Raw genomic sequence first — 22,445 nt, forward strand, 5'->3', positions numbered from 1 at the left:
ATTAAGCATAGTAGCGACGTTATCCAGACCACTGACGGAGCGTAACGTGCCTCAGCATATTCAGGACGATGTCTTACACACTTTTTACTCACTGGCAGAGGTGTTTTCTAAGGCGACCGGGCTCGCCGCCGTGGTGGTAGACATTAATGGTCAGGAAATCTCAGCCTGTCATAATTTTAATTCGTTCTGTTCATTACTGCGCGCCAATCCGCAATACCAAAAAACGTGTCAGAAATGTGATAAATATTGCGCTTTTGAAGGGTTAAAAGAAGAAAAAATCAGAATACTCTGCTGTCATGCGGGGTTGAGTTTTTTCTCTATGCCGTTAATTCGTCAGGGACATCTACTGGGATTTATTATTTGCGGTCAGGTGCGCGCAAAGTATCCGGAATATAAAACTATTGTCATTGATGACGATCGGCAGTGGGCTTTCGATCCTAAAATTAAATCAGCCTGGAATCAGGTCGCGATTGTTGAAAATAATCATCTGGTGGCAGCGGCAAACCTGCTCAGTTTTATTATTAACAATCTCAGCCCGGTTCAGCGTAAAACGGTGGACACCGCTGATGTGCAGTTGAGTGACCTGCGTCTGTCGGCAATGGAACTTTCTCGCCACGAAAAGAAACTGGTCGCTGCACTGCGCTATATTGATGAACACTTATACGAGGAACTGACGCTGGAGTCGGTGGCCGCGCATGTCTGTTTAAGCGCCAACTACTTTAGCCGTTTCTTTAAGAAACGGCAGGGAGTGAATTTTAAAACCTGGGTGAGCCAGAAAAAAATGCAGCGGGCGAGTGAGTTGCTGCGCGATCCGAAGAACTCTATCGACAGCATCGCCCGGAAACTTCAGTATGCGCAGACCAGCTATTTTTGTCGGGTGTTCCGGGCGGCTCACCAGACGTCTCCGCAGTCATTCCGTCATGAACACCTCTCGCTGTAGGCGCGTTCCATCACCTCGGGAATAAAAGAGAGTCGGTCGCTCAAACGGACAACATCGCCAACCACAATCAGTGCCGGTGGCACAATATTCGCTTCCTGTGCTTTCGTGAGTAATGTACCGAGCGTACAAGTTAAGCGCCGCTGATTGTCCCGGGTAGCCGACATCACAATCGCCGCGGGCGTGGCCGGTGATTTGCCTCCCATCAGCAGTTCTTCACAAATAAACGGCAGGTTAGCGATCCCCATAACAATCACCAGCGTGCCGTTGAGCTTCGCCAACTGCCGCCAGTCCTGCTGCTGATTACCTTCGCGGGTATGTCCTGTCACGACATGAAAACCGGATGCCAGGTCGCGGTGGGTCACCGGGATCCCGGCGCAGGCCAGCCCGCCAATGGCGGAACTGATCCCCGGCACCACTTCGAAAGCAATGCCTTCTTCGACCAGACATTCCACCTCTTCGGCACCGCGGCCAAACACGTAAGGATCGCCGCCTTTCAGGCGCACAACGTTCCGCTGTGTTCGCGCATGCTGGATAAGCAGGGCATTGATCTCCTCCTGAGGAACACTATGATAGCCCGGACTTTTGCCAACGTTGATACAGGTACAGCTCGCTGAGCACCACTCAAGCATTTTAGGATTGACCAGCCGATCGTAAATGATGACATCAGCCTGTTGAATACACTGCAGGGCTTTAAGGGTCAGTAAGCTGATATCACCAGGACCTGCACCAACCAGCCAGACTTTTCCGGAATTTTTCATATGTCGTCCTTAATTATTGTCGGGAAAAACAGTAAAAATAGTAAAAGCAGATAAAAAAACGTCATCGTTTGCTTATCGTTGAGTGAACTGAATTCTCCTGAAATAATAAGTAAATAATATTGATTAAACCCGCAAAGTTTTTTCTCCGATAAACAAGTTATCTTGAAAAATTATTAAGAACTTATTGGCGCTATTTGTCGCAAAATAACCTTAATTAAATTGTGTTTATGGCCAGTCTTGCGTATTATTGGTTATTATTTGTTCGCCCCCTGTGTGAATAAACCATGGAGTGGATCAATGACATCCAGGTAGGAAATAAAATATAACTCTCAGGCCAATCGGGAGTCGGTTGCATTTATTTTTTATAAATTAAACTATTTTTGTACGCGGCATATGGAAGACGTTATGAGAGGAAAGATACCAAAGACTGAATTACTGGTGACGTTTGAAGTGGTGGCACGTCATGAAAGTTATACGCGTGCGGCGGAGGAGTTAGCATTAACGCAAAGTGCTGTATTTCGCCAGGTGAATGCACTTGAGGATTTTCTGCATACTGCATTATTTAATCATGCCAAAAAGCGGATTTTTTTAAACGAGGCCGGGAAGCATTATTTGAGCATTGTTAAAGAAACGCTAAATAAACTTGAGCGTGATACGAATACCATTATGACCTGGCAGCCCACGGTCGAAGTCATTGAACTGGCGGTCAACCCGACCTTCAGCACCCACTGGCTGATCCCCAATCTGCGTGAATTCAACAAACTTAACCCCGATATTATCGTTAATATTCACTCGCTGGCGAACATGGGCGATTTCCTCAACCGTGAATATGATGCGGCCATTATGCGTGAAGACTTCTGTTCGCCGTGGTCAGAAGTGGAGTATCTGTTCGAAGAGGAAATCCTCCCGGTTTGTAGCGGCAGTCTGCTGTCGCAGCCCAACCAGAAACTGGCGGTTGAAGAGTTGCTCAATGAGTTTCCCTTGTTGCATCAAAGTACGCGAATTAACGGCTGGCAGGAGTGGTTCGCCCTGTCGGATGTCAGTAGCCCACTGGTCAACAAAGGCCCGCGTTTTGATCTGCTGTCGATGCTGATCGCCGCGGTGCGATCGAATTTGGGGGTTGCGCTGCTCCCACGTTTTGCGATCCAGCACGATCTGGACAACGGTGACATGGTGATCCCTTGCGATGTGCCCATGCGCACGGGTAATCGTTTCATCATGACCTGGCGGGAAGAAAAAGCGGAATCCCGTCATTTACAGGTTTTCCGCGACTGGCTGTTACAAAAATCGGTGGTATCTCACCTGGAACGCTGATGGCGGATGACGGGTAAACGGGAAGCCGGATAAGCGCATGCGCCATCCGGCAACGACGTAACTACCAGTCAATTCCTGCCTGAGCCTGAATACCGCTGTCAAACGCATGCTTGACCGGGCGCAGTTCGCTCACCGTATCGGCAAGCTCCAGTAACTGCGCGTGACACCCTCGCCCGGTCACAATCACACTCTGCTGCGCCGGACGCTCCCGAATGGCGGCAATCACCTCGTCAGTATCCAGGTAGTGATACGCCAGCATGTATGTAAGTTCGTCCAGGACCACCAGATCGTAATGCGCATCGGCCAGCATGCGCTTGCTCTCTGTCCAGACAGCCTGCGCCGCCGCGATATCCGCCTCGCGGTTTTGCGTTTCCCAGGTAAACCCGGTACCCATAATGTGAAACTCAACCCCCAGCGGATGCAGGGTGTTGTATTCGCCATTATCCCACTGGCCTTTGATAAACTGCGCGACGCCAACGGTTTTACCATGACCCACCGCACGGGTGGCAGTGCCAAAGGCGGCCGTGGATTTCCCTTTTCCATTTCCGGTAAATACGATCAAAATCCCTTTTTGTTCCGTGGCGGCGGCCACACGGATTTCCACCTGTTCTTTCAGCTTTTGCTGACGCTGGCGATGACGGTCGCCATTGGCTCGCGCTTGCATAAACGCTCCTTAATGTCCTGCCGGGCAGGATGCACAACGATGCTGTTGTTCAAACTGACTGAAGAAGTTGTTTCCTTTGTCGTCTACCAGCACGAAGGCAGGCAGGTTTTCAACTTCCATCATCCAGACCGCTTCCATTCCCAGTTCGGGATATTCGAGGCAGCGCAGGCTTTTCACGTATTGCTGCGCCAGCAAGGCGGCGGCGCCACCGATGCTGCCGAGGTTGAATCCGCCGTGTTTATGGCAAGCCTCGGTGACTTGCGCACTGCGGTTGCCTTTGGACAGCATGATCAGGCTACCGCCAGCGGCCTGGAAAGCGTCGACATAGCCGTCCATGCGCCCGCCGGTGGTTGGCCCGAGCGAACCACAGGCCATCTGATCCGGCGTTTTAGCCGGGCCGGCATAGTAGACAATGTGATCTTTCATGTACGCTGGCATCGCTTCGCCGTTGTCCAGGCGCTCTTTGAGTTTGGCATGCACGATGTCGCGGGCGACGACGATCGGGCCGTTTAGCGAAAGCCGCGTGCCGACTGGCAGGGTGGATAAATCATGCAGGATCTCGCGCAGCGGACGGTTCAAATCCAGGTTTACGCTCTGTGCGCTGTTCTCGATGCGGCTGGATTCAGGGATAAATTTACCTGGGTTATGCTCGAGTTTTTCCAGCCAGATCCCGTGTTTGTTGATCTTCGCTTTGATATTGCGATCGGCGGAGCAGGAGAGCGCCATCGCGATCGGGCAGGAGCCGCCGTGGCGCGGCAGACGAATTACGCGAATATCATGGGCGAAATATTTACCGCCAAACTGCGCGCCAATGCCAAATTCGCGGCTGGCATTGAGCAGCGCGGATTCCAGCGCCGTGTCACGAAACGCCTGACCCAGCTCATTACCGCTGGTGGGCAGGTTGTCGTAATACTTGGTTGAAGCCAGTTTGGCGACCTTGAGCGCCTGATCTGCGGAGAGACCGCCGACGACAAAAGCGATGTGATACGGCGGGCAGGCTGCGGTGCCCAGTGATTTCATCTTCTCGATCAGGAATGCGGTGAGCTTTTCCGGTTGCAGGATCGATTTGGTCTCCTGGAACAGCGCCGCCTTGTTGGCTGAACCGCCGCCCTTATTGACAAACAAGAAGCGGTATTCGTTACCCGGTGTGGCGCTGATATCGATCTGCGCCGGCAGGTTGGTGCCGGTATTCACCTCGGTATACATATCCAGTGGGGCGTTTTGCGAATAGCGCAGGTTATTTTCTTTAAAGGTGGTGTAAATCCCTTTGCTGAGCGCTTCGGCGTCATCGCCGCCGGTCCATATCTGTTGGCCTTTGCTGGCGACCACTGTCGCTGTACCCGTGTCCTGGCAGTTCGGCAGCACGCCTTTCGCCGACACTTCCGCATTACGTAACAGCTGCAGGGCGACATATTTGTCGTTACTGCTGGCCTGCGGATCGTGCAGGATGCTGGCGATCTGCTTTAAATGTCCGGAGCGCAGGAAGAACGATGCTTCATAGAATGCCTGTTGCGCCAGCAGCGTTAATGCTTCCGGCGCCACTTTGATGACCTCTTCGCCATCTAACTCTGTCACCGTAACATGCTGATTGCTCAGTAATTCGTATTCCGTACTCTCTTTGCTTTGTACAAAGAGTTCTTGCCAGACAAAGGGTTTAGACATGTTACTTCTCACGTTAAGGTTGATATCGCCGGAGGGCGGCGTCGCGCCGTATCCGACCTACAAAAATGCCTGATTCGTAGGCCGGATGCGCATGAGCGCCATCCGGCATCCACTTAATGCGCCATAAAGAGATTGGCCTGCGTTGCATGGGCAACATATTCAATAGTCTGCTGGGCGCGCACGCTGTTCCCGGCGCTGTCCAGCGGCGGTGAGTAAACGGCAATGGCGTACTGTCCCGGTACCACCGCGACCATGCCCCCGCCGACGCCGCTTTTCGCCGGAATACCGACGGTGTACAGCCATTTTCCGCTGCCGTCATAGAGACCGGCGATGGCCATTTCAGCCAGCACCTGCGGTACATAACGCTCATTGAGCAACTGTTTGCCGTTGAACGGCGATTTACCCTTGTTGGCCAGCACGGCACCCATTTTGGCAAGCTGCTCAACGGTGACGTCTACTGAACACTGGCGGGTGTAAATCTCTACGGCCTCCTGCGTATCGCCGTAGAAGCTGTTGTACGATGCCATCAGTTGCGCCAGCGCCTGATTGTGTTGGTTGGTCTCCATTTCCGATCTGAATACCGGTTCATTGACCGTGAGCGTGGCGTCGGCCCAGGCGTTCAGGTTGGTGAGGATTTTGTTCCAGCGGTCGGTTTTGTCTTTGGCGTCAATCAGGCTGACGGTACTCATGGCACCTGCATTGACCAGCGGATTCTCCGGTGCGCCCTTCGTGAGTTCGACCGCGAGGCCGGAATTAAAGGGCAGGCCGGTGGCATTAGCGCCGAGTTTATCCAGTACCTCCTGCGGCCCGTGCTGTTCCATCGCCAGCGCGAGGGTGAAGACTTTGCTCAGCGATTCCATCGGGAATGCTTTGTTGATGTCTCCTGCCTGGTAAATTTTGCCGTCAACGGTAGCGAGGGTAATGGCGAAGTTGTTGGGGCTGTAAGTGGCAAGGGCAGGGATGTAGTCGGCGACTTTGCCGTCGTTGTTACTTTTGTATTTCTGGTGTGCCTGTTCGATCAATGCGGCGTAGTCCGGCGCCGTTTGCGCCAGCGCGGCGGCGCTAAAAAACAGGCTGGCGGTTAACATGCTCGCGCCGAAGAATTTTACGTTCATGGTGCAACCTTGTTGGTGTGATTGGCATGTTGCCGGAAGGGGCGAGTGCTTATCCGGCAACCTTATATCATCAGGACATCACCACTTCTGACGGCTCAGTGGCAGGACGCTCCTGTTCTGGCGTTTTGACCGGCGCAGTACCCCGGCAGCCGGAACCGAAATGTTCGCCTTCCCAGCGACTGACAATCGCGGCGCCCATGGCGTTACTCATCACGTTGGTTGCAGAACGGCCCATGTCGAGGAACGGATCGACACCCATCAGCAGGATCAGACCGGCTTCCGGAATGTTGAACTGGTTGAGGGTAGCGGCAATGACCACCATCGAGGCACGCGGTACGCCTGCCATACCTTTAGAAGTCAACATCAGGATCAGCAGCATGGTGATTTGCTCGCCCATGCTCAGCTCAATGTTGCACGCCTGCGCGATAAAGACGGTGGCAAACGAGCAGTAGGCCATTGAACCCACGAGGTTGAAGGAGTAACCGATAGGCAGTACGAAACTGGCAATCTTGGACGAGACGCCGAATTTCTCCAGCTTATCCAGAGTACCCGGGAACGCGGCTTCCGAGCTGGACGTGGTAAATGCCAGCAGTGCCGGTTCGAGGATCGCTTTCGTCAGGCGACCGATGCACGGACCGACAATCATCGTTGACAGGCCGATGAGGATCGCCCACAGCATACCCAGCGTCAGGTAGAACTCACCCATGAAGATCCCGGCGCTCACCATCACGCCCAGCCCGCGTTCAGCGATAAGCCCGGAGATAGCGGCGAATACCGTTAACGGGGCGAACAGCATGACGTAACCCGTCAGTTTCAGCATGACGTGAACCAGAGAGTCGAGCACCTTCACGATCGGTTCGGCTTTCTCACCAATCGCCGCCAGGCTACAGCCGAGAAAGATCGAGAACACAACGATTTGCAGGATTTCGTTACGCGCCATGGCGTCAACGATACTGGTCGGTACGGCGTGAGAAATAAACACTTTCAGCGTGAACGGTTCAGACTGAACGGCCGCCACGGCCCCGGCGTCATGGGCAACAAAGTTAATGCCCGCGCCTGGCTGGAACAGGTTGACGATCACCAGACCCAGCGCAATCGACAGCAGTGAGGCGCAAATAAACAGGAAAAAAGTTTTTGAAAATATACGCCCCAGCGTTTTCGCATCGCCCATTTTCGCGATGCCGACAACCAGGGTTGAAATAACCAACGGCGCGATAATCATTTTCACCATACGTAAGAATATGGTGGTGAAAATAGAGATATCCTGCGCATACGATTTTGCTGTATCAGCCGATGCCATATTATTAATAGCCACCCCGGCAATCATGCCGAGTATCAGGCCTAATATGATCATTTTTGTTAGACTTATTTTCTTCATGTTTACTCCATCGGATCTAGGCTGGTCTGTGAAGTGTTGTAGGGTCGCGTGCGCCAGAGCCAGGACAGCAGCTCAGGCGCACGCAGGTTATGACCAACCGCATGAATTATCTGGAATACAGTGATACAGCGAAATCCTGTACGCCAATGGACGTTGTTGTATTTTATTTGTTACAGATCGAACTCAATACTTAATAACGGCGCATGCTGCTGCGCGCCATAAACATCATTGTCACCAACGTTGCCGGAAATAATATCGCGAGGCATCACGATTTTTACGGCATTCGCCGGGTCAAACCAGACGATGCGATGAATAAAATCAGGTTCAACGTTATATAAGCGGGCAATTAACTGCGGGGTTAATTGCTCAGAACGTTTTACCCGCTGATAGTCTTCGCGCGTTTTAAATAAAATATCTAACACCAGTTCATACGGTCCGGCGTTTTTAGAACGAATCACCTGCGCCAGGGTGCAAATAGCGTGTTTCATGCCTGAACTCCTTCTGGCGTCACCTGTTCGATATGGAAGTCAAAACGCAGGGCGTCGCTGGCTTCGATCAGGTGATAGATTGAGAACTCATACACCGGCCCGCTTTGAATGTCGGATGGCGAGAACGGGAAGGCGAGGTTGCCTGCCGTGGCGATCCGGTTTTCGTAGCCGTAGTGCAACAGAGTAGATCGCACCAGCGAACAGACGCTGTTGGCGATATCCTGCGTCGGCGCGACCACGTCCAGCAAAATGCCCAGCTCATGCCCGGCGGTTTGCACCGGTTCATGGTTACCCATCACGCCGTTCTTGCCGTACAGGTGGAACGTCATGCGGATGCTGTCATCATTCAGCGAGAGGTTGCGGGCGACGCTGGCCTGAACTTCTTCGAGAATGGTGTCGATGCTGGCAATCATGATCGGATCGCGGGTACCGGCGATGGTCAGGCAACGGAAGCCCACCTGACGCGCGCCTTCCAGTTTCAGCGCATACGGCGTTGCTTCATGACGTGAACCGCTGACGTACACTTCGCCATCGTTTACCGCTTTGAAACTGCACCCTTTCAGGTTCAGCACGCCGCCCGGGCCTGGCAGGAAGTACGGATCGGATTTCTCATACAGGGTATGTGCCGCCGCCGACGTTTCGGTGAACTTGCGTTTCGGGTTGAACGTCTTCAGCGTAAAGCCGTTGTCGTCGATAATCCCCATTGCGCAGTCAGAACCGGAACCTGGGGTGGCGGCAATGGCCGCACATTCCAGGATCTTGCCACAGTGCAGCGCCAGACCTTCATCAAAGCCCTGCATAATCGGCAGCGCCGCGAAGCAGGCCGGATCATAAGCCCGTCCGCCCAATACCACCTGCGCACCGGCTTCCAGCGCCCGCTGGAACGGTTCGATCCCCATCTGCGCCACGATGTAGGTGCTCTCTTCGATCGCCTCGTGGGTCAGTGCCGGAACAAAGTCCAGCGCGGTGATTTTGCCGTTATCCAGCGCCTGGTGAACCACCTCTTTATTGACATCCGATGGGATCAGCGCCATGGAGAAGGACAGTTTTTCTTCCTGTGCGATCTCCAGGATAATCTGCCGACACCACTCAAGGTGCGGTGCAGCACCGGATCCCCCGGCGGTGCCGATCACCACCGGAATGTTGTTCTTAACGCCCGCCGTGATCATATAGCGCAGATCGCGTTTCACTCCGGCCCGATCGGTAAACGGTTTACCCGCCCCCAGGTAGTGGGGGCCGGGATCGGAGGAGCCTGCGTCAACCGCGATCAGATCCGGTGACTCTTCCATGGCTTTACGAAAGCTCTCTTCCGGGAAGCCATAGCCCAGGATAGCCGTCGGCGATAAGATCTTAAATGTGCGTGCCATCTCTTAATCCTTAGTCTGCAACAGCGCGATGGTGCGGTTCATTTCGTTAAATACGATATTGAGACCTTCATCGAAGCCCATACCCGGCTTGATCAGCATACGCATTGGACGGGCGGCAAGAGCCACGTGGACGCAGGTGCGGGCGCTGATTTCGGTTTCGTTGCAGGTGCCGCCCTGGTAGGCTTCCATCCCGTGCTTGTTGCAGTACAGCACCGCGTCAACGATGTTGTGAATGCCGCCGAGATCCGGGGTTTTGATCTGCACCATGTGGCAACTACCGGCATCGGTGAAGTCCACGATGTCCTGATAGGTGTTGCACCATTCGTCGGCGACAATTTTCACGCCGGAACCCAGACGGGTCAGCTCTTTGGTGATCGCGGTCAGCATGCGGATCTGATCCGGTTTGTTGCCTGCATCGACCGGGCCTTCAATGTACAGCGGCAGACCCTGCGCTTCTTTTTCGAGGCTGGCGATATACTCGGCGCAGCGCACCGGGTCCATGTCGAAGATCAGACCGATGGTGCCATACACGTCGATATGCAGCGTCGGGTGATAGCGTGGGCTGGTGCGCAGGCTGAGAATACGGTCGGACAACCAGCGCACGTACTCACGCAGTTTTTCGCCTTTAAAACCGAGCTTCTCTTCAACGTTGTTGATCAGCGCGTGCGGCAGGACGTCAACGCCTTTGAGGATCATCTTGTCGACGGCGATGTAGCGGTCGTCGCCGCTCTGACCAAATAAAGGAATGGCTTCTGGTACGCACGGCAGTTGCCATTCGTCACACACCACTTCGGTTTTCAGACGACCTGAGGCTAGCGCGGTGGCGTCAAGCAGCGCCTGCGACAGACCGTAACGAACGGCGGTATGCAGCAAATTACCGTCGATGCGCAGTTTGTCGAAGAAACGGGCGTTCGGCAGGAACGCATCCACATCGCGGCCTTCCAGCAGCGGCTTAATATGATCGTTGAGGAACGGAATAAAATGTTCAGCCAGGAACAGCGGATCGCGGCCGCCGGCACCGGAGTACTGCACTGCGGCGCAATCACCCACCGCGACGGCGCCGTTTTCCAGAATCAGTTGTACGGAAACGCACTCGCCAGCCTGGCGGACAGAGGTAAAGCCCGGGGTAACCGGCGCACCGGTATAAATGAAACCGTCATGACCTGCGCCATTTTTGATCGCCTGCTGGTCATCAAAATAGAATGAGGAGTAGCCAGCGGTGAAAAGCGCCTGTTTAATTTTCATTATGGTCTTCCTATTAATTGACTGTGGGATACAGCGTTGATGTCATCAACAACCATCTGGAATGAGGGTTTACGTCCTTCGAAATGGGCACGTTCGGCGACGTAATCGTGGTGTAGAGCGAGAATGTCCTGCGGCAGCGGAACGGAGCCGGCTTCCAGAATACGGATCGCCCCGGCGTTATCGCGAACTGGCAGGATTTTACCGGCGTTACAGGAGGCAGGAGCGAAAGGTACGTCCAGCACGCCTGCTTCGAAGGCCAGCACGGTGCCGCGCGCAACATCGCCGTTGCCCAGCTCAAACACTTTCTTCAGAACCGCACGAACTTCGCTCTTAATCAGTTCCACTTCCTGCTCGACGGCGGCACACGGCGGGAATTTCTGGTCACTGACCATGTTGAGCATCTGACGTGACGCACGCAGCCCCTGGGCGTTTGCCGCCGCTGTCGGAATACCGAAGGCCTCATGCGGGCTCTTGGTGATCACTTTGGTCGCGCCGGACATACCGGCGACCGCTGCGCCCCAGGAGATAATGGCGAATGCTTTGGATTCGTCTTCCGGGAAACCGCCCATCCACTGGTGGAAGACGGTGCTCAGCTCGTAATCATCAAAACCGTAGTTCTGGAAATATTCATGAGACAGTTCACGCAGGGACTGAATCGCCGCGATATCCTGCGTGAGGCTACCGACCTGGCCGTAGCCGACGGTAATCGACTTCACGCCCTGTTCCAGCGCCAGCAGACCTTCGATAATCGCCACTGCGTGAGACATGAACGGCGGGATCAGCGTGCCGGTCAACGGGCCGAATGGTTCGCGGTTAATGCGAATGCCATGTTCTTCATACAGCCCCATCAGACGGTCGCAGTACTGCCAGTCGCGAATCGATTTTTCCAGCGTCACGCGCTTGGCGTAAGGAATGTTGTAGGAGATCCCGCCGCCTTCATAGCTGGTGAAGCCGCTGGCCATGGCGATCTCCGCCAACAGACGCGCATCTGGCGTACCGTGACGGACCTGAATCGGTTTCTCCAGCGCTTCGGTCATCCGACGACAGGCCGCCACACCGTGGTTAACCACCGGCAGTCCGTTGAGTTTTGAGGTCCCGGCTTCGATAGATTTCTGGATCCCAATGGCGGCTTCTTCATAACGATTCAGACGGGTGTAGGCATCGATGGTGCTCGGCAGCAGGTCACACTCAACCTGCAGGGTTTTCAGCAGTTCGATATGCTCATCCATCAACGCCACACCGGCACGCGGTTGGCTCAGGGTTTTCCCTTCCTGATCCGCCTTCAGCAAGGCATGAGAGAAACGTTTTTTCTCAGGAATGGTCTGCTGATACTTCACGCCATCTTCAAAATGTTCGACGTCTTTGCCGGTATGCCACGTCTGCAACACCTGATGCCGTTCGGTCATAAATTCGTCATGGGTTAATTTTTTATTTCGAAGTTCCATTCGTCGCTGCCTTAGGTTTTATAGGGTTAAACAGTGAATGCTGGTGCGCGCAGCGGCCTGGGGATCCAGTCTGGCAACGTTTGCCAGCAGGGGGAGCAGACCTTTTGCGTCGCGGTAGTACTCAAACTGAGTGGGTAAAAGAATGCGTCTACCGTCGTCGTCCAGTTCGCGATATTTGAGCCAGTGATGGATATCAAACTGACTGGCGCGGGAGAGCCAGCCGCCCGAGCCAACCACTTTGCGCACGGTGGTCAGGTCGCGCCCCATCTGTAAATCGACATTGCCAACGCAGGTACAGACCTGCTTTTTGGTGCCAGCGTGACGCTCGGCGGCATAGCCGACGCACAGTCCGGCTAACAGAGAATCAAAGTATTTCTCTTCCTCGCTCTGCGGCAGATAATCGGGATGCGCCACCAGATGACGCAGGTAGCCATAGAAGGCCTCCTGGCGTGCCGGTTGCTGAGCGAATACCACCTTCACCAGTTCCTGGGTGCTTTCGCCTACCACCACGGCGGAGACGCGCATGCCGAGATCGCCTTCCACGGTGCGCTTAACAAAGGGCTCCGGGACACCGTGCAGCACGGTATCGGGCGAGAGGGTGTTGGCACTGGCGGAATAGACGTCGGTGGTCGCGCCGCCCATGTCGATGAGCATGAATTCTCTCCACGCGCTATCGACTTCGCTGATGGCTTTGACCAGTTCGTACACCGTCCAGGGTGTTGGCATGGGCTCTTCGCCGGTTTCACCGACAATCACATCCAGGCCTTTGCCTTTCACAATGCGGGACAGGAAGACATCACAAATCGCCTTGCGGGCGGCGAAGGGATTCGGGTGATCGAGATCGGGCAGAATGTTGTCTACCGTGGTCAGATCTTTGTGTCCCAGAATCGCCTGGACATCATCCTGAATGTCGCGGTTTCCGGCGTAGATAATGGCGCAGTCGAGGCTGGACTCTGCCAGGGCGCGCGCATTGGCCAGGCCGTAGCTCTCTTCGCCACCGTCGGTGCCGCCGGTAAACAGCAGAATGTCCGGTGGTGAAGCTTCCAGCGCCTGAATATCATGGCGATTCAGTTTGTACGAATAGTACTGGGCGATTTTTGCCCCGGCGGAATGCGCCGTGACTTTTGCCGATTCCAGAGTGATCGACGGCACCAGTCCCATTGCGGCGACGGCAAGACCGCCTTTCGCCGACGAGGAGTATTTCAGGGTCACTTCACCCCGGTTGAGCAGTGGGCGCGCATCGGCAACGTTCAGCACCTGGTTCAGGCTGGCGAAAAAACCTTCCGCCAGATGATGGGTCGTCGTCGGAGTCAGAACGTGGTTAACCAGTGTTAACGCATCCCCCTCCTTTGCGAAGAGGGCAGCTTTGGTCCACGTCGAGCCGATATCGACAGAGACGGTTTGCATCAGATGGCCTCTTCCAGACAACGCTTTTCAATGCCGTGGCGCTTGTTGATATCCGCTGCCATCAGCTGACACACATCTTCGAGATCGTGGCTTGGGGCAAAGACGCGCTGGAAGCCCATCTCTTTGAATTTGGCTTCGACGTCTGCGAAATCATGCTTCCCGACCACCAGGTTGCCGCCGACATAAAGCAGGATGTCGCCGATACCGCGTTCGATGCAGCGCTCGCGCAGACCCAGGCAGTCGATGTCGCCGTGGCCATAAATGGAAGAGACGACAATCGCATCGGCGCCGGTTTCGATCGCGGCATCGATATATTCATCCTGGCTTACCATTACGCCCAGATTGATTACGCGAAAATCATGGGCAGTAAAAACGCGGTCCAGAACTTTATTGCCTACGGCATGGCAGTCAGCACCAATGACGCCAATAACGAGTGTTGATTTTTTCATGGGTAATCCTCTCCAGGACTCAGGGTAAGAAATAAAAAGTTTTGCAATGTTTTAATAGGGACGGAGTGTCGTGGGGAGGCGCGATGGATGCAATTGATCTATTTTCAAAATATCTTTCGAAAAACGACTGTTCTATGAATGAAAATTTAAAAAATGTTTATTATCAATAGGTTATTTGTTTTATTATGGATGGTGTATATTTTAATAAATAGATTCCTATTAAACGGCTTTCTATGTTTGTGATCTAAATCCTGTTTATTTGTCTTTGCGCTGAATAGGTGTTTAAATAATTTTAGAGGAAGAAGTGTGAGGCGCGTAACGGAATAAAGCATAATGTTTCTATACGCCATTTTATTATTGTTAATAAAATGATAAATATGATCGTGAGTTGTTTGCAATTCCCGCGTTGGGACATGAAAAATTCAGCATATTACATTGCCTTTATATTTGTGAAGCAGTTAACACTTCGTCGAAATAGTTTTAAAGCGCACTCCAATTAACGCTGTTTCCTGTGGGCGATCAACGTAAATTTATAATCGTCAGTATTAAACGCATTGCGACTGTATTCGAATACCTGTCCTCCCTTTAAAAAACCACGCGACACTTTTTCCAGGATTGGCTTTGTGAGCGGGATAGCAAGCAGGCGGCTCATCTCTTCGGTGGGCATCAGTGGAATCAACTCCTGCTCACTGCGTTCAATGACCTGTTTCTTCACCTCTTCAATGAAGTGGTACTTTGAGTTTTCCATCACCTGCCAGGTTAAATCAGGGAATAATGCCAACGGCATCCACGTCTCCTCCAGCGCGACTGGTTTTTGCTTGATGTAACGCACCCGCTTGACGTGCCAGACCCGTTTGTCATCAGCCAGTTGTAATTGATTTTTCAAAAAATCATCGGCCTGAATCACTTCGAAAACCAGCACGTCGCTGTGCGTATCGCTGCTACGGTCGGTCAGCTTTTCATCAAAACTGGTTAATTGATAGATGTCGTAATTAACCCGCTCCTCTTTAACGTATGTGCCGCTGCCCTGAATGCTTTCGATGATCTGCTGCTCGGTTAACTGCCTTAGCGCCTGACGCACGGTGACCCGACTGACCCCAAATGCCGCCTGTAGCGCGGATTCTGTCGGCAGAGCATCACCGGGCTTCAACTCACCTCGCTGGATTTGTTCACGGATCCCGTCGGCTATCTGTCGATAAAGTGGTTTTCGGCTCATGGTTTTTTCTGTCAGGTTGTTAAGACGACTTTTCACATTATGCCTAATGAATTGAATGTGTAAATAATACAAATTAAATACAAATTATCGTCTTTAAGTGAAAATGATCACATAAATGTATTGTTTTGTCTGGCACACTCCTTCGCACATAAAACAACCATTTTGTGAGGATCATGATGAACCTGACGACGTTAACCCAGCGGGACGCGCTGTGCCTGAACGCCCGGTTTACCAGCCGTGAAGAGGCGATTCGTACGTTAGCGCAGCGGCTGACGGCGTTGGGCAAAATTGCTGATTCTGATACCTTTCTGGAAGCCGTGTTTGCACGTGAAAACCTCGGACCGACTGCGTTAGGAGAAGGGCTGGCGGTACCACACGGGAAAACGTCGGCTGTGAAAGAAGCCGCTTTTGCGGTGGCGACGCTCAGCAAGCCCCTGAGCTGGGAAGGGGTCGACGGTCCGGAAGCTGTTGACCTGATTTTCCTGCTCGCCATCCCACAGGAAGAGGCGGGCAGTACCCATATGCAATTGTTGACCGCGCTCACCACGAGGCTGGCTGATGAAGAAACGCGAGCCCGTGTTATGGCGGCAACGAGTGCTGACGAGCTGTTGGCGGCGCTGGATGACAACGGGCATGGACCAATGGTCGCAACGCCATTCAACGCCCCCACAATTGTGTGTGTGACCGCCTGTCCGGCGGGGATCGCGCATACCTATATGGCGGCGGAATATCTGGAGAAAGCCGGACGGAAGCTGGGCGTCAATGTGTTTGTTGAAAAGCAGGGCGCTAACGGTATTGAAGGGCGCTTAACGGCAGATCAACTGAATTCGGCCAGTGCCTGTATTTTGGCCGCTGAGGTGGCAATCAAAGAGAGCGAACGGTTTGCGGGGATCCCGGTGCTGACGGTACCCGTCGCCGAACCGATTCGCCATGCTGAGCAACTGATCCGGCAAGCGTTGGCGCTTGAACCACAAAATGTAAAGCGCGTGCGGCAGGAAGAGAGCCATCAGTCTAAAGGGCTTAAGACGGAGTTAAAACAGTCCTTACTGAGTGGGATCTCCTTTGCTGTGCCGCTGATTGTTGCGGGTGGGACGGTACTTGCTGTCGCGGTATTACTGGCGCAGATATTCGGTCTGCAACCGCTGTTCGAACAGGAGAACTCCTGGCTGTGGATGTATCGCAAACTTGGCGGTGGAATGCTCGGTGTGTTGATGGTGCCTGTACTGGCGGCTTACACCGCGTATTCTCTGGCGGATAAACCCGCACTGGCACCCGGTTTTGCTGCCGGGCTTGCCGCGAACATGATTGGTTCCGGTTTTCTTGGCGCAATCGCAGGGGGATTAATTGCTGGATACCTGATGCGCTGGGTGAAAAAACACCTGCGATTGAGCAGTAAATTCAACGGTTTTTTGTCGTTTTACCTCTATCCGGTGGTTGGTACGCTGGGGGCAGGCAGCCTGATGTTGTTTGTTGTCGGCGAACCGGTGGCATGGATTAACAACAGCCTGACCGCCTGGCTTAACGGTTTATCTGGGGCGAATGCGCTGCTGCTTGGCGCGATTCTCGGCTTTATGTGTTCATTTGATTTGGGGGGCCCGGTCAATAAGGCCGCCTATGCCTTTTGTCTGGGGGCGATGGCGAACGGCGTCTACGGTCCTTATGCCATCTTTGCCTCGGTCAAAATGGTCTCCGCATTTACGGTGACCGCGTCAACGTTAATTTCTCCCCGTCTGTTTAAAGAGTTTGAAATTGAAACCGGGAAATCCACATGGCTGCTAGGGCTGGCGGGTATTACAGAAGGGGCAATCCCGATGGCGATTGAAGATCCTGTGCGGGTGATTGGCTCCTTTGTCCTCGGGTCAATGGCGACAGGGGCAATGGTTGGGGCGATGAATATTGGTCTCTCAACGCCTGGCGCGGGTATTTTTTCACTCTTTTTGCTGCACGATGCCGGGTACGGCGGCGTACTGGCCGCGGCAGGCTGGTTCGGTGCGGCGCTGGTGGGAACCGTTATCTCAACGCTGGTTTTGCTGCTCTGGCGACGCTATGCGGTGAAGCAGGGTAAATATACGACTGATGGCGTAATGTCTTAATTCTGAACAGGAAACGAAGATGAAAGCTGTATCTCGCGTTCACATTACCCCGCATATGCACTGGGATCGGGAGTGGTATTTTACCACCGAAGCGTCACGCATTTTGCTGGTCAACAATATGGAAGAGATCCTCACCCGACTGGAACAGGATACCGACTATAAATATTACGTTCTTGATGGACAGACGGCAGTGCTGGAGGATTACTTTGCGATAAAGCCGGAAAATACCCATCGGGTACAACGTCTGGTGCAAACCGGAAAGTTAATTATCGGCCCATGGTACACCCAGACGGATACCACCATTGTCTCCGGTGAGTCTATTGTGCGTAACCTGCTGTATGGCATGCGTGATTGCCTGGCTTTTGGCGAGCCGATGAAAATTGGCTATCTACCCGATTCCTTTGGCATGTCGGGACAGCTTCCGCATATCTACAACGGATTTGGCATCACCCGCACGATGTTCTGGCGCGGTTGTTCAGAGCGACACGGTACCGATAAGACCGAGTTTTTATGGCAAAGCAGCGATGGCAGTGAAGTCGTCGCACAGGTACTGCCACTGGGTTATGCGATTGGGAAGTACTTACCCGAGGATGAGAACGGGCTGCGCAAACGGCTTGACAGCTATTTTGAGGTGCTGGAAAAAGCGTCTGTGACAAAAGAGATATTGCTGCCGAATGGTCACGATCAGATGCCGCTGCAACAGAACATTTTTGCGGTGATGGACAAACTGCGCGAGATCTACCCGCAGCGAAAGTTTGTGATGAGCCGTTTTGAAGCGGTGTTTGAACATATCGAGAATCGACGTGAACAACTGGCTACGCTGAAAGGCGAGTTTATTGATGGTAAGTATATGCGGGTACACCGCACGATTGGCTCGACGCGGATGGACATCAAACTCATTCATGCGCGTATTGAAAATAAGGTAGTCAATATCCTTGAACCTCTGGCGACGCTGGCCTGGACGCTTGGCTTTGAGTATCACCACGGTTTGCTGGAAAAAATGTGGAAAGAGATTTTAAAAAATCATGCTCACGACAGCATTGGATGTTGCTGCAGCGATAAGGTTCACCGGGAAATCATCGCGCGCTTCGAACTGGCGGAGGATATGGCGGATAACCTGATCCGCTTTTATCTGCGCAAAATCACGGACAACATGCCGCTCAGCGACAGCGATAAACTGGTGCTGTTTAACCTGATGCCGTGGCCGCGTGAAGAGGTGATTAACACAACGATCCGCCTGAGAGGTCATCAGTTTTGCCTGCGTGACGATCGGGGAAATCCCGTTCCCTTTTTTGTTCGCGGGGTTCGCGAAATCGATCCTGGTCTGATAGACAGGCAGATCGTGCATTACGGTAACTACGAGCCGTTTATGGAGTTTGATATCCAGATCCAGCAGATTGTACCGTCGATGGGTTATCGCACACTGTACGTAACGCAAGGGGAGGCGGGAAATCACGTTGCACCAGAAACGCCAGGGGCAGAAGTGCTGGAAAATGCGTTCTGGCAGATAGCCGTTAACGACGACGGAACGCTGCGTCTGTATGACAAAGATAGCGGCATCTGCTATGACCGCGTTCTGGTGCTGGAAGAGGGATCTGATGATGGGGATGAGTATGACTACTCGCCCGCCAGAGAAGAGTGGCGGTTGACTTCCTCATCGGTAAAAGCAGAGTGTGTTATGACCCATGAAGCCTGGCAAAGCCGGGCGCGGATTCGTTATCAAATGGACGTGCCGCTCAATCTTACGGAACGTTGCGCTCGCCAGCGTAGCGGTAGGGTTGGGGTTGAAATAACGGTCATCCTGAGTCACAACAGCAGGCGAATTGATATTGAAGTCCTTCTGGATAATCAGGCAGACGATCATCGTCTGCGGGTACTGATCCCCACTCCGTTTGTGACCGACACTGTGCTGGCAGATACGCAGTTTGGTACGGTGAGTCGCCCCGTGCGGGATCCCGCACTGGCAAAATGGCGGGAAGAGGGCTGGAAAGAGGCACCGATTCCCGTCTGGAATATGCTTAACTATGCGACGCTTCAGGAGGGCAGAAATGGTCTGGCAGTTTTCACTGAAGGATTGCGGGAATTTGAAGTGCTGGGTGACCGGGAAAAAACTTTCGCCATCACGCTACTACGCGGTGTAGGACTACTGGGGAAAGAGGATCTGCTTTTGCGTCCAGGTCGTCCTTCAGGCATTAAAATGGCGGTACCGGATGCACAACTGCGCGGACGATTGCACGGTCGGTTGAGCCTTTTCAGTTATACCGGTACGCCTGTGAATGCCGGTATTGCTCAGCAGGCCAGGGCCTGGCTCACACCCGTACAGTGTTATAACAAGATTCCGTGGGATGCGATGAAACTGAACAAGGCCGGTTTCATAACGCCTGACCACTACAGTTTATTCACTATGCCACCGGTTGGGTGTCAGTTGAGCACCCTGAAGAAAGCTGAAGGGAGGAATGAACTGATCCTGCGCCTGTTTAATCCCTCCGATTCGGAGCCATGCGACGCAACGGTTGCCTTCGGCAGCGCGGTTCAATCGTGTACAGAAACGCGTCTGGATGAGCAGCCGCTTAAGAGCGTTGATGAAAAGCGCAGCGACTTCGGCCCGGTTTTGCCGGGACAAACACGAACGTTCAGCTACAAAATTGTGTGAATAGCCAGCAAACAGACACAAGCCACGCATCGCGTGGCTTTTTTCTTAACAGAATAATAACTGTGCGGTGTTAATTTATACCGCTATAAAAGTGAAATAATTGTGAATGTTGACACGTGAAATTTATATCCTGGCAAATAACAATAAATTGTCTACGCTGAACTCATCGGGAAAGGGAAGATAAATTCCTGTGTTGGCGTTAATTAAAACACTGTTTTTTTATATATACATTTTCACTTAGTAACCATCCCTCCCGTAGATGCACATGTTTGCAACATGTTTTTCACCATAATTACTCCATTTAAACATAGTTAACAAAAAGTCTTGTTTTTGATTTAAATCAAGGTTTAAACATTGGAAAACCGACGTGAAACGAGTTAAATTGTCGCCGATCAAATTGGTGGAAAAGTGATGAATTCGCTATAAATTGATCACTGTCGAAAAATGCAAATATTCCTCAATAAAAACCTGTTTATTGTAAGGATTTTGCGGCGTAATATAATTGCGGGATCAATTTGAGTTTTTTATTAACATGTTTGTAACCTTTCGCCCTTTCTGTTTCCTTCTCCAGGAAAACGGCAACGGCGAGAGTGCACAAATAAATTTGTATTGGGGCATGCGTGTGACCCTTTCTAACGGGGTTCACTCTCGGAGTCTTCATGCGATGAGCAAGGAGTCATGATGTTAGATATAGTCGAACTGTCGCGCTTACAGTTTGCCTTGACCGCGATGTACCACTTCCTCTTTGTGCCACTGACGCTCGGTATGGCGTTCCTGCTGGCCATTATGGAAACGGTTTACGTCCTTTCCGGCAAACAGATTTATAAAGATATGACTAAGTTCTGGGGCAAGTTGTTTGGTATCAACTTCGCCCTGGGTGTCGCAACCGGGTTGACCATGGAGTTCCAGTTCGGGACAAACTGGTCTTACTATTCCCACTACGTTGGGGATATCTTCGGTGCGCCGCTGGCGATCGAAGGTCTGATGGCCTTCTTCCTCGAATCCACCTTTGTAGGTCTGTTCTTCTTCGGCTGGGATCGTCTGGGTAAAGTTCAGCACATGGCGGTAACCTGGCTGGTCGCATTAGGTTCTAACCTGTCCGCTCTGTGGATCCTGGTCGCAAACGGCTGGATGCAGAACCCTATCGCATCGGATTTCAACTTCGAAACCATGCGTATGGAGATGGTGAGCTTCTCTGAACTGGTCCTTAACCCGGTAGCCCAGGTGAAATTTGTGCACACCGTGGCGTCTGGCTACGTGACCGGTGCGATGTTCATCCTCGGTATCAGTGCTTATTACCTGCTGAAAGGTCGCGACATCGCTTTCGCAAAACGCTCTTTTGCTATCGCTGCCAGTTTCGGTATGGCTGCTGTGTTGTCTGTTATCGTTCTGGGTGATGAATCCGGTTACGAAATGGGTGACGTGCAGAAAACCAAACTCGCGGCCATTGAAGCAGAGTGGGAGACTCAGCCCGCTCCAGCTGCCTTTACCCTGTTTGGTATTCCGGATCAGGATTCGCAGGAAAACAAACTGGCGATTCAGATCCCGTATGCGCTGGGCATCATTGCGACACGTTCTGTCGACACGCCAGTTATCGGTCTGAAAGACCTGATGGTGCAGCATGAAGAGCGTATCCGTAACGGGATGAAAGCGTATGAACTGCTGGAGCAACTGCGTGCCGGTTCGACCGACCAGGCGGTTCGCGATCAGTTCAACGTGATGAAAAAAGACCTGGGTTACGGCCTGCTGCTGAAACGCTATACCCCGAACGTCTCTGATGCGACTGAAGCGCAGATTCAGCAGGCGACGAAAGATTCTATTCCTCGCGTTGCGCCGCTGTATTTTGCCTTCCGTATCATGGTGGCCTGTGGCTTCCTGCTGCTGGCGATCATTGCGCTCTCCTTCTGGAGCGTGATTCGTAACCGCATCGGTGAGAAGAAATGGCTGCTGCGCGCCGCGCTGTACGGTATTCCACTGCCGTGGATTGCAGTAGAAGCCGGCTGGTTTGTTGCCGAATATGGCCGTCAGCCGTGGGCGATCGGTGAGGTGTTGCCAACCGCAGTGGCGAACTCGTCGCTGACCGTCGGTGACCTGCTGTTCTCCATGATCCTGATTTGTGGCCTGTATACCCTGTTCCTGGTGGCTGAACTGTTCCTGATGTTCAAGTTCGCACGCCTTGGCCCAAGCAGCCTGAAAACGGGTCGCTACCACTATGAGCAGTCCACCGTGGCTTCTCAGCCGGCACGCTAAG

General features: G+C 52.8%; 17 protein-coding genes. 5 read left to right on the plus strand and 12 right to left on the minus strand.

The window, feature by feature from the left end:
* Positions 1-46: 46 nt before the first annotated feature.
* Positions 47-940, plus strand: coding sequence for a PocR ligand-binding domain-containing protein (locus tag KI228_RS07295; RefSeq protein ID WP_044327991.1), 894 nt, complete (start codon positions 47-49; stop codon positions 938-940).
* On the opposite strand, the gene cobA is transcribed toward KI228_RS07295, so the two are convergent.
* A complete protein-coding gene (gene cobA, locus KI228_RS07300) occupies positions 919-1,698 on the minus strand; it encodes a uroporphyrinogen-III C-methyltransferase (RefSeq protein ID WP_043001357.1) in 780 nt (259 codons plus the stop codon). The two genes, KI228_RS07295 and cobA, sit on opposite strands and share 22 nt — an antisense overlap.
* A gap of 405 nt (positions 1,699-2,103) precedes the next feature.
* Between cobA and KI228_RS07305 the strand changes: the two genes are divergently transcribed.
* Positions 2,104-3,012: a LysR family transcriptional regulator gene (locus KI228_RS07305; RefSeq protein WP_043001356.1), complete on the plus strand. Its 909-nt coding sequence runs from the start codon at positions 2,104-2,106 to the stop codon at positions 3,010-3,012.
* A gap of 61 nt (positions 3,013-3,073) precedes the next feature.
* Here the strand turns inward: KI228_RS07305 and cobO are convergent, their stop codons facing one another.
* The 11 genes from cobO to KI228_RS07360 all read right to left on the minus strand — a co-directional run bounded on the left by cobO (position 3,074) and on the right by KI228_RS07360 (position 15,448).
* A complete protein-coding gene (gene cobO, locus KI228_RS07310; RefSeq protein ID WP_043001355.1) occupies positions 3,074-3,676 on the minus strand; it encodes a cob(I)yrinic acid a,c-diamide adenosyltransferase in 603 nt (200 codons plus the stop codon).
* A gap of 9 nt (positions 3,677-3,685) precedes the next feature.
* Positions 3,686-5,338 (minus strand): class I fumarate hydratase, encoded by a 1,653-nt coding sequence (locus KI228_RS07315; protein WP_061070370.1) that lies wholly within the window; start codon positions 5,336-5,338, stop codon positions 3,686-3,688.
* A gap of 113 nt (positions 5,339-5,451) precedes the next feature.
* Positions 5,452-6,453, minus strand: coding sequence for a glutaminase A (gene glsA, locus KI228_RS07320; protein WP_044256534.1), 1,002 nt, complete (start codon positions 6,451-6,453; stop codon positions 5,452-5,454).
* 70 nt (positions 6,454-6,523) lie between these two features.
* The gene (locus KI228_RS07325; protein ID WP_043001352.1) at positions 6,524-7,831 is read right to left on the minus strand and encodes a dicarboxylate/amino acid:cation symporter; all 1,308 of its coding nucleotides are present in this window, start codon (positions 7,829-7,831) and stop codon (positions 6,524-6,526) included.
* A 170-nt stretch (positions 7,832-8,001) separates the two neighbouring features.
* Positions 8,002-8,319, minus strand: a complete 318-nt coding sequence (locus KI228_RS07330; protein ID WP_042320615.1) for a DUF4387 domain-containing protein — start codon at positions 8,317-8,319, stop codon at positions 8,002-8,004.
* A complete protein-coding gene (locus KI228_RS07335; RefSeq protein WP_044256532.1) occupies positions 8,316-9,686 on the minus strand; it encodes an acyclic terpene utilization AtuA family protein in 1,371 nt (456 codons plus the stop codon). Before KI228_RS07335 ends, KI228_RS07330 begins: the two co-directional genes overlap by 4 nt.
* A 3-nt stretch (positions 9,687-9,689) precedes the next feature.
* Positions 9,690-10,931, minus strand: a complete 1,242-nt coding sequence (locus KI228_RS07340) for a methylaspartate ammonia-lyase (RefSeq protein ID WP_043001350.1) — start codon at positions 10,929-10,931, stop codon at positions 9,690-9,692.
* Entirely contained in the window at positions 10,931-12,376 is a 1,446-nt protein-coding gene (locus KI228_RS07345; protein WP_043001349.1) for a methylaspartate mutase subunit E, read from the minus strand. The genes KI228_RS07340 and KI228_RS07345 overlap by 1 nt, the downstream gene beginning before the upstream one ends.
* Positions 12,377-12,394: 18 nt before the next feature.
* The gene (gene glmL, locus KI228_RS07350; RefSeq protein ID WP_043001348.1) at positions 12,395-13,783 is read right to left on the minus strand and encodes a methylaspartate mutase accessory protein GlmL; all 1,389 of its coding nucleotides are present in this window, start codon (positions 13,781-13,783) and stop codon (positions 12,395-12,397) included.
* Positions 13,783-14,232, minus strand: a complete 450-nt coding sequence (gene glmS / locus KI228_RS07355) for a methylaspartate mutase subunit S (RefSeq protein ID WP_043001347.1) — start codon at positions 14,230-14,232, stop codon at positions 13,783-13,785. Before glmS ends, glmL begins: the two co-directional genes overlap by 1 nt.
* A 496-nt stretch (positions 14,233-14,728) precedes the next feature.
* The gene (locus KI228_RS07360; protein WP_044266315.1) at positions 14,729-15,448 is read right to left on the minus strand and encodes a GntR family transcriptional regulator; all 720 of its coding nucleotides are present in this window, start codon (positions 15,446-15,448) and stop codon (positions 14,729-14,731) included.
* Between the two features lie 176 nt (positions 15,449-15,624).
* On the opposite strand from KI228_RS07360, the gene mngA reads away from it, so the two are divergent.
* The 3 genes from mngA to cydA all read left to right on the plus strand — a co-directional run bounded on the left by mngA (position 15,625) and on the right by cydA (position 22,444).
* The gene (mngA, locus tag KI228_RS07365) at positions 15,625-17,541 is read left to right on the plus strand and encodes a PTS 2-O-a-mannosyl-D-glycerate transporter subunit IIABC (RefSeq protein WP_141227690.1); all 1,917 of its coding nucleotides are present in this window, start codon (positions 15,625-15,627) and stop codon (positions 17,539-17,541) included.
* A gap of 19 nt (positions 17,542-17,560) precedes the next feature.
* Positions 17,561-20,194 carry a mannosylglycerate hydrolase gene (mngB, locus tag KI228_RS07370; protein WP_061070368.1) on the plus strand — a complete coding sequence of 878 codons (2,634 nt, stop codon included), beginning with the start codon at positions 17,561-17,563 and terminating at the stop codon, positions 20,192-20,194.
* Positions 20,195-20,875: 681 nt separating this feature from the next.
* Positions 20,876-22,444: a cytochrome ubiquinol oxidase subunit I gene (gene cydA, locus KI228_RS07375; protein ID WP_043001343.1), complete on the plus strand. Its 1,569-nt coding sequence runs from the start codon at positions 20,876-20,878 to the stop codon at positions 22,442-22,444.
* The last annotated feature ends 1 nt before the right edge of the window (position 22,445 follow it).

This window comes from Citrobacter amalonaticus, assembly GCF_018323885.1.
GTDB lineage: Bacteria > Pseudomonadota > Gammaproteobacteria > Enterobacterales > Enterobacteriaceae > Citrobacter_A > Citrobacter_A amalonaticus.

Coding starts and splice junctions, on each gene's coding strand:
- KI228_RS07335 (WP_044256532.1), bottom strand. CDS start 9,686: ATGGCACGCACATTTAAGATCTTATCGCCGACGGCTATCCTGGGCTAT.
- KI228_RS07315 (WP_061070370.1), bottom strand. CDS start 5,338: ATGTCTAAACCCTTTGTCTGGCAAGAACTCTTTGTACAAAGCAAAGAG.
- KI228_RS07305 (WP_043001356.1), top strand. CDS start 2,104: ATGAGAGGAAAGATACCAAAGACTGAATTACTGGTGACGTTTGAAGTG.
- cobA (WP_043001357.1), bottom strand. CDS start 1,698: ATGAAAAATTCCGGAAAAGTCTGGCTGGTTGGTGCAGGTCCTGGTGAT.
- KI228_RS07360 (WP_044266315.1), bottom strand. CDS start 15,448: ATGAGCCGAAAACCACTTTATCGACAGATAGCCGACGGGATCCGTGAA.
- KI228_RS07345 (WP_043001349.1), bottom strand. CDS start 12,376: ATGGAACTTCGAAATAAAAAATTAACCCATGACGAATTTATGACCGAA.
- cobO (WP_043001355.1), bottom strand. CDS start 3,676: ATGCAAGCGCGAGCCAATGGCGACCGTCATCGCCAGCGTCAGCAAAAG.
- cydA (WP_043001343.1), top strand. CDS start 20,876: ATGTTAGATATAGTCGAACTGTCGCGCTTACAGTTTGCCTTGACCGCG.
- KI228_RS07325 (WP_043001352.1), bottom strand. CDS start 7,831: ATGAAGAAAATAAGTCTAACAAAAATGATCATATTAGGCCTGATACTC.
- glmL (WP_043001348.1), bottom strand. CDS start 13,783: ATGCAAACCGTCTCTGTCGATATCGGCTCGACGTGGACCAAAGCTGCC.
- glmS (WP_043001347.1), bottom strand. CDS start 14,232: ATGAAAAAATCAACACTCGTTATTGGCGTCATTGGTGCTGACTGCCAT.
- mngB (WP_061070368.1), top strand. CDS start 17,561: ATGAAAGCTGTATCTCGCGTTCACATTACCCCGCATATGCACTGGGAT.
- KI228_RS07330 (WP_042320615.1), bottom strand. CDS start 8,319: ATGAAACACGCTATTTGCACCCTGGCGCAGGTGATTCGTTCTAAAAAC.
- KI228_RS07340 (WP_043001350.1), bottom strand. CDS start 10,931: ATGAAAATTAAACAGGCGCTTTTCACCGCTGGCTACTCCTCATTCTAT.
- glsA (WP_044256534.1), bottom strand. CDS start 6,453: ATGAACGTAAAATTCTTCGGCGCGAGCATGTTAACCGCCAGCCTGTTT.
- mngA (WP_141227690.1), top strand. CDS start 15,625: ATGAACCTGACGACGTTAACCCAGCGGGACGCGCTGTGCCTGAACGCC.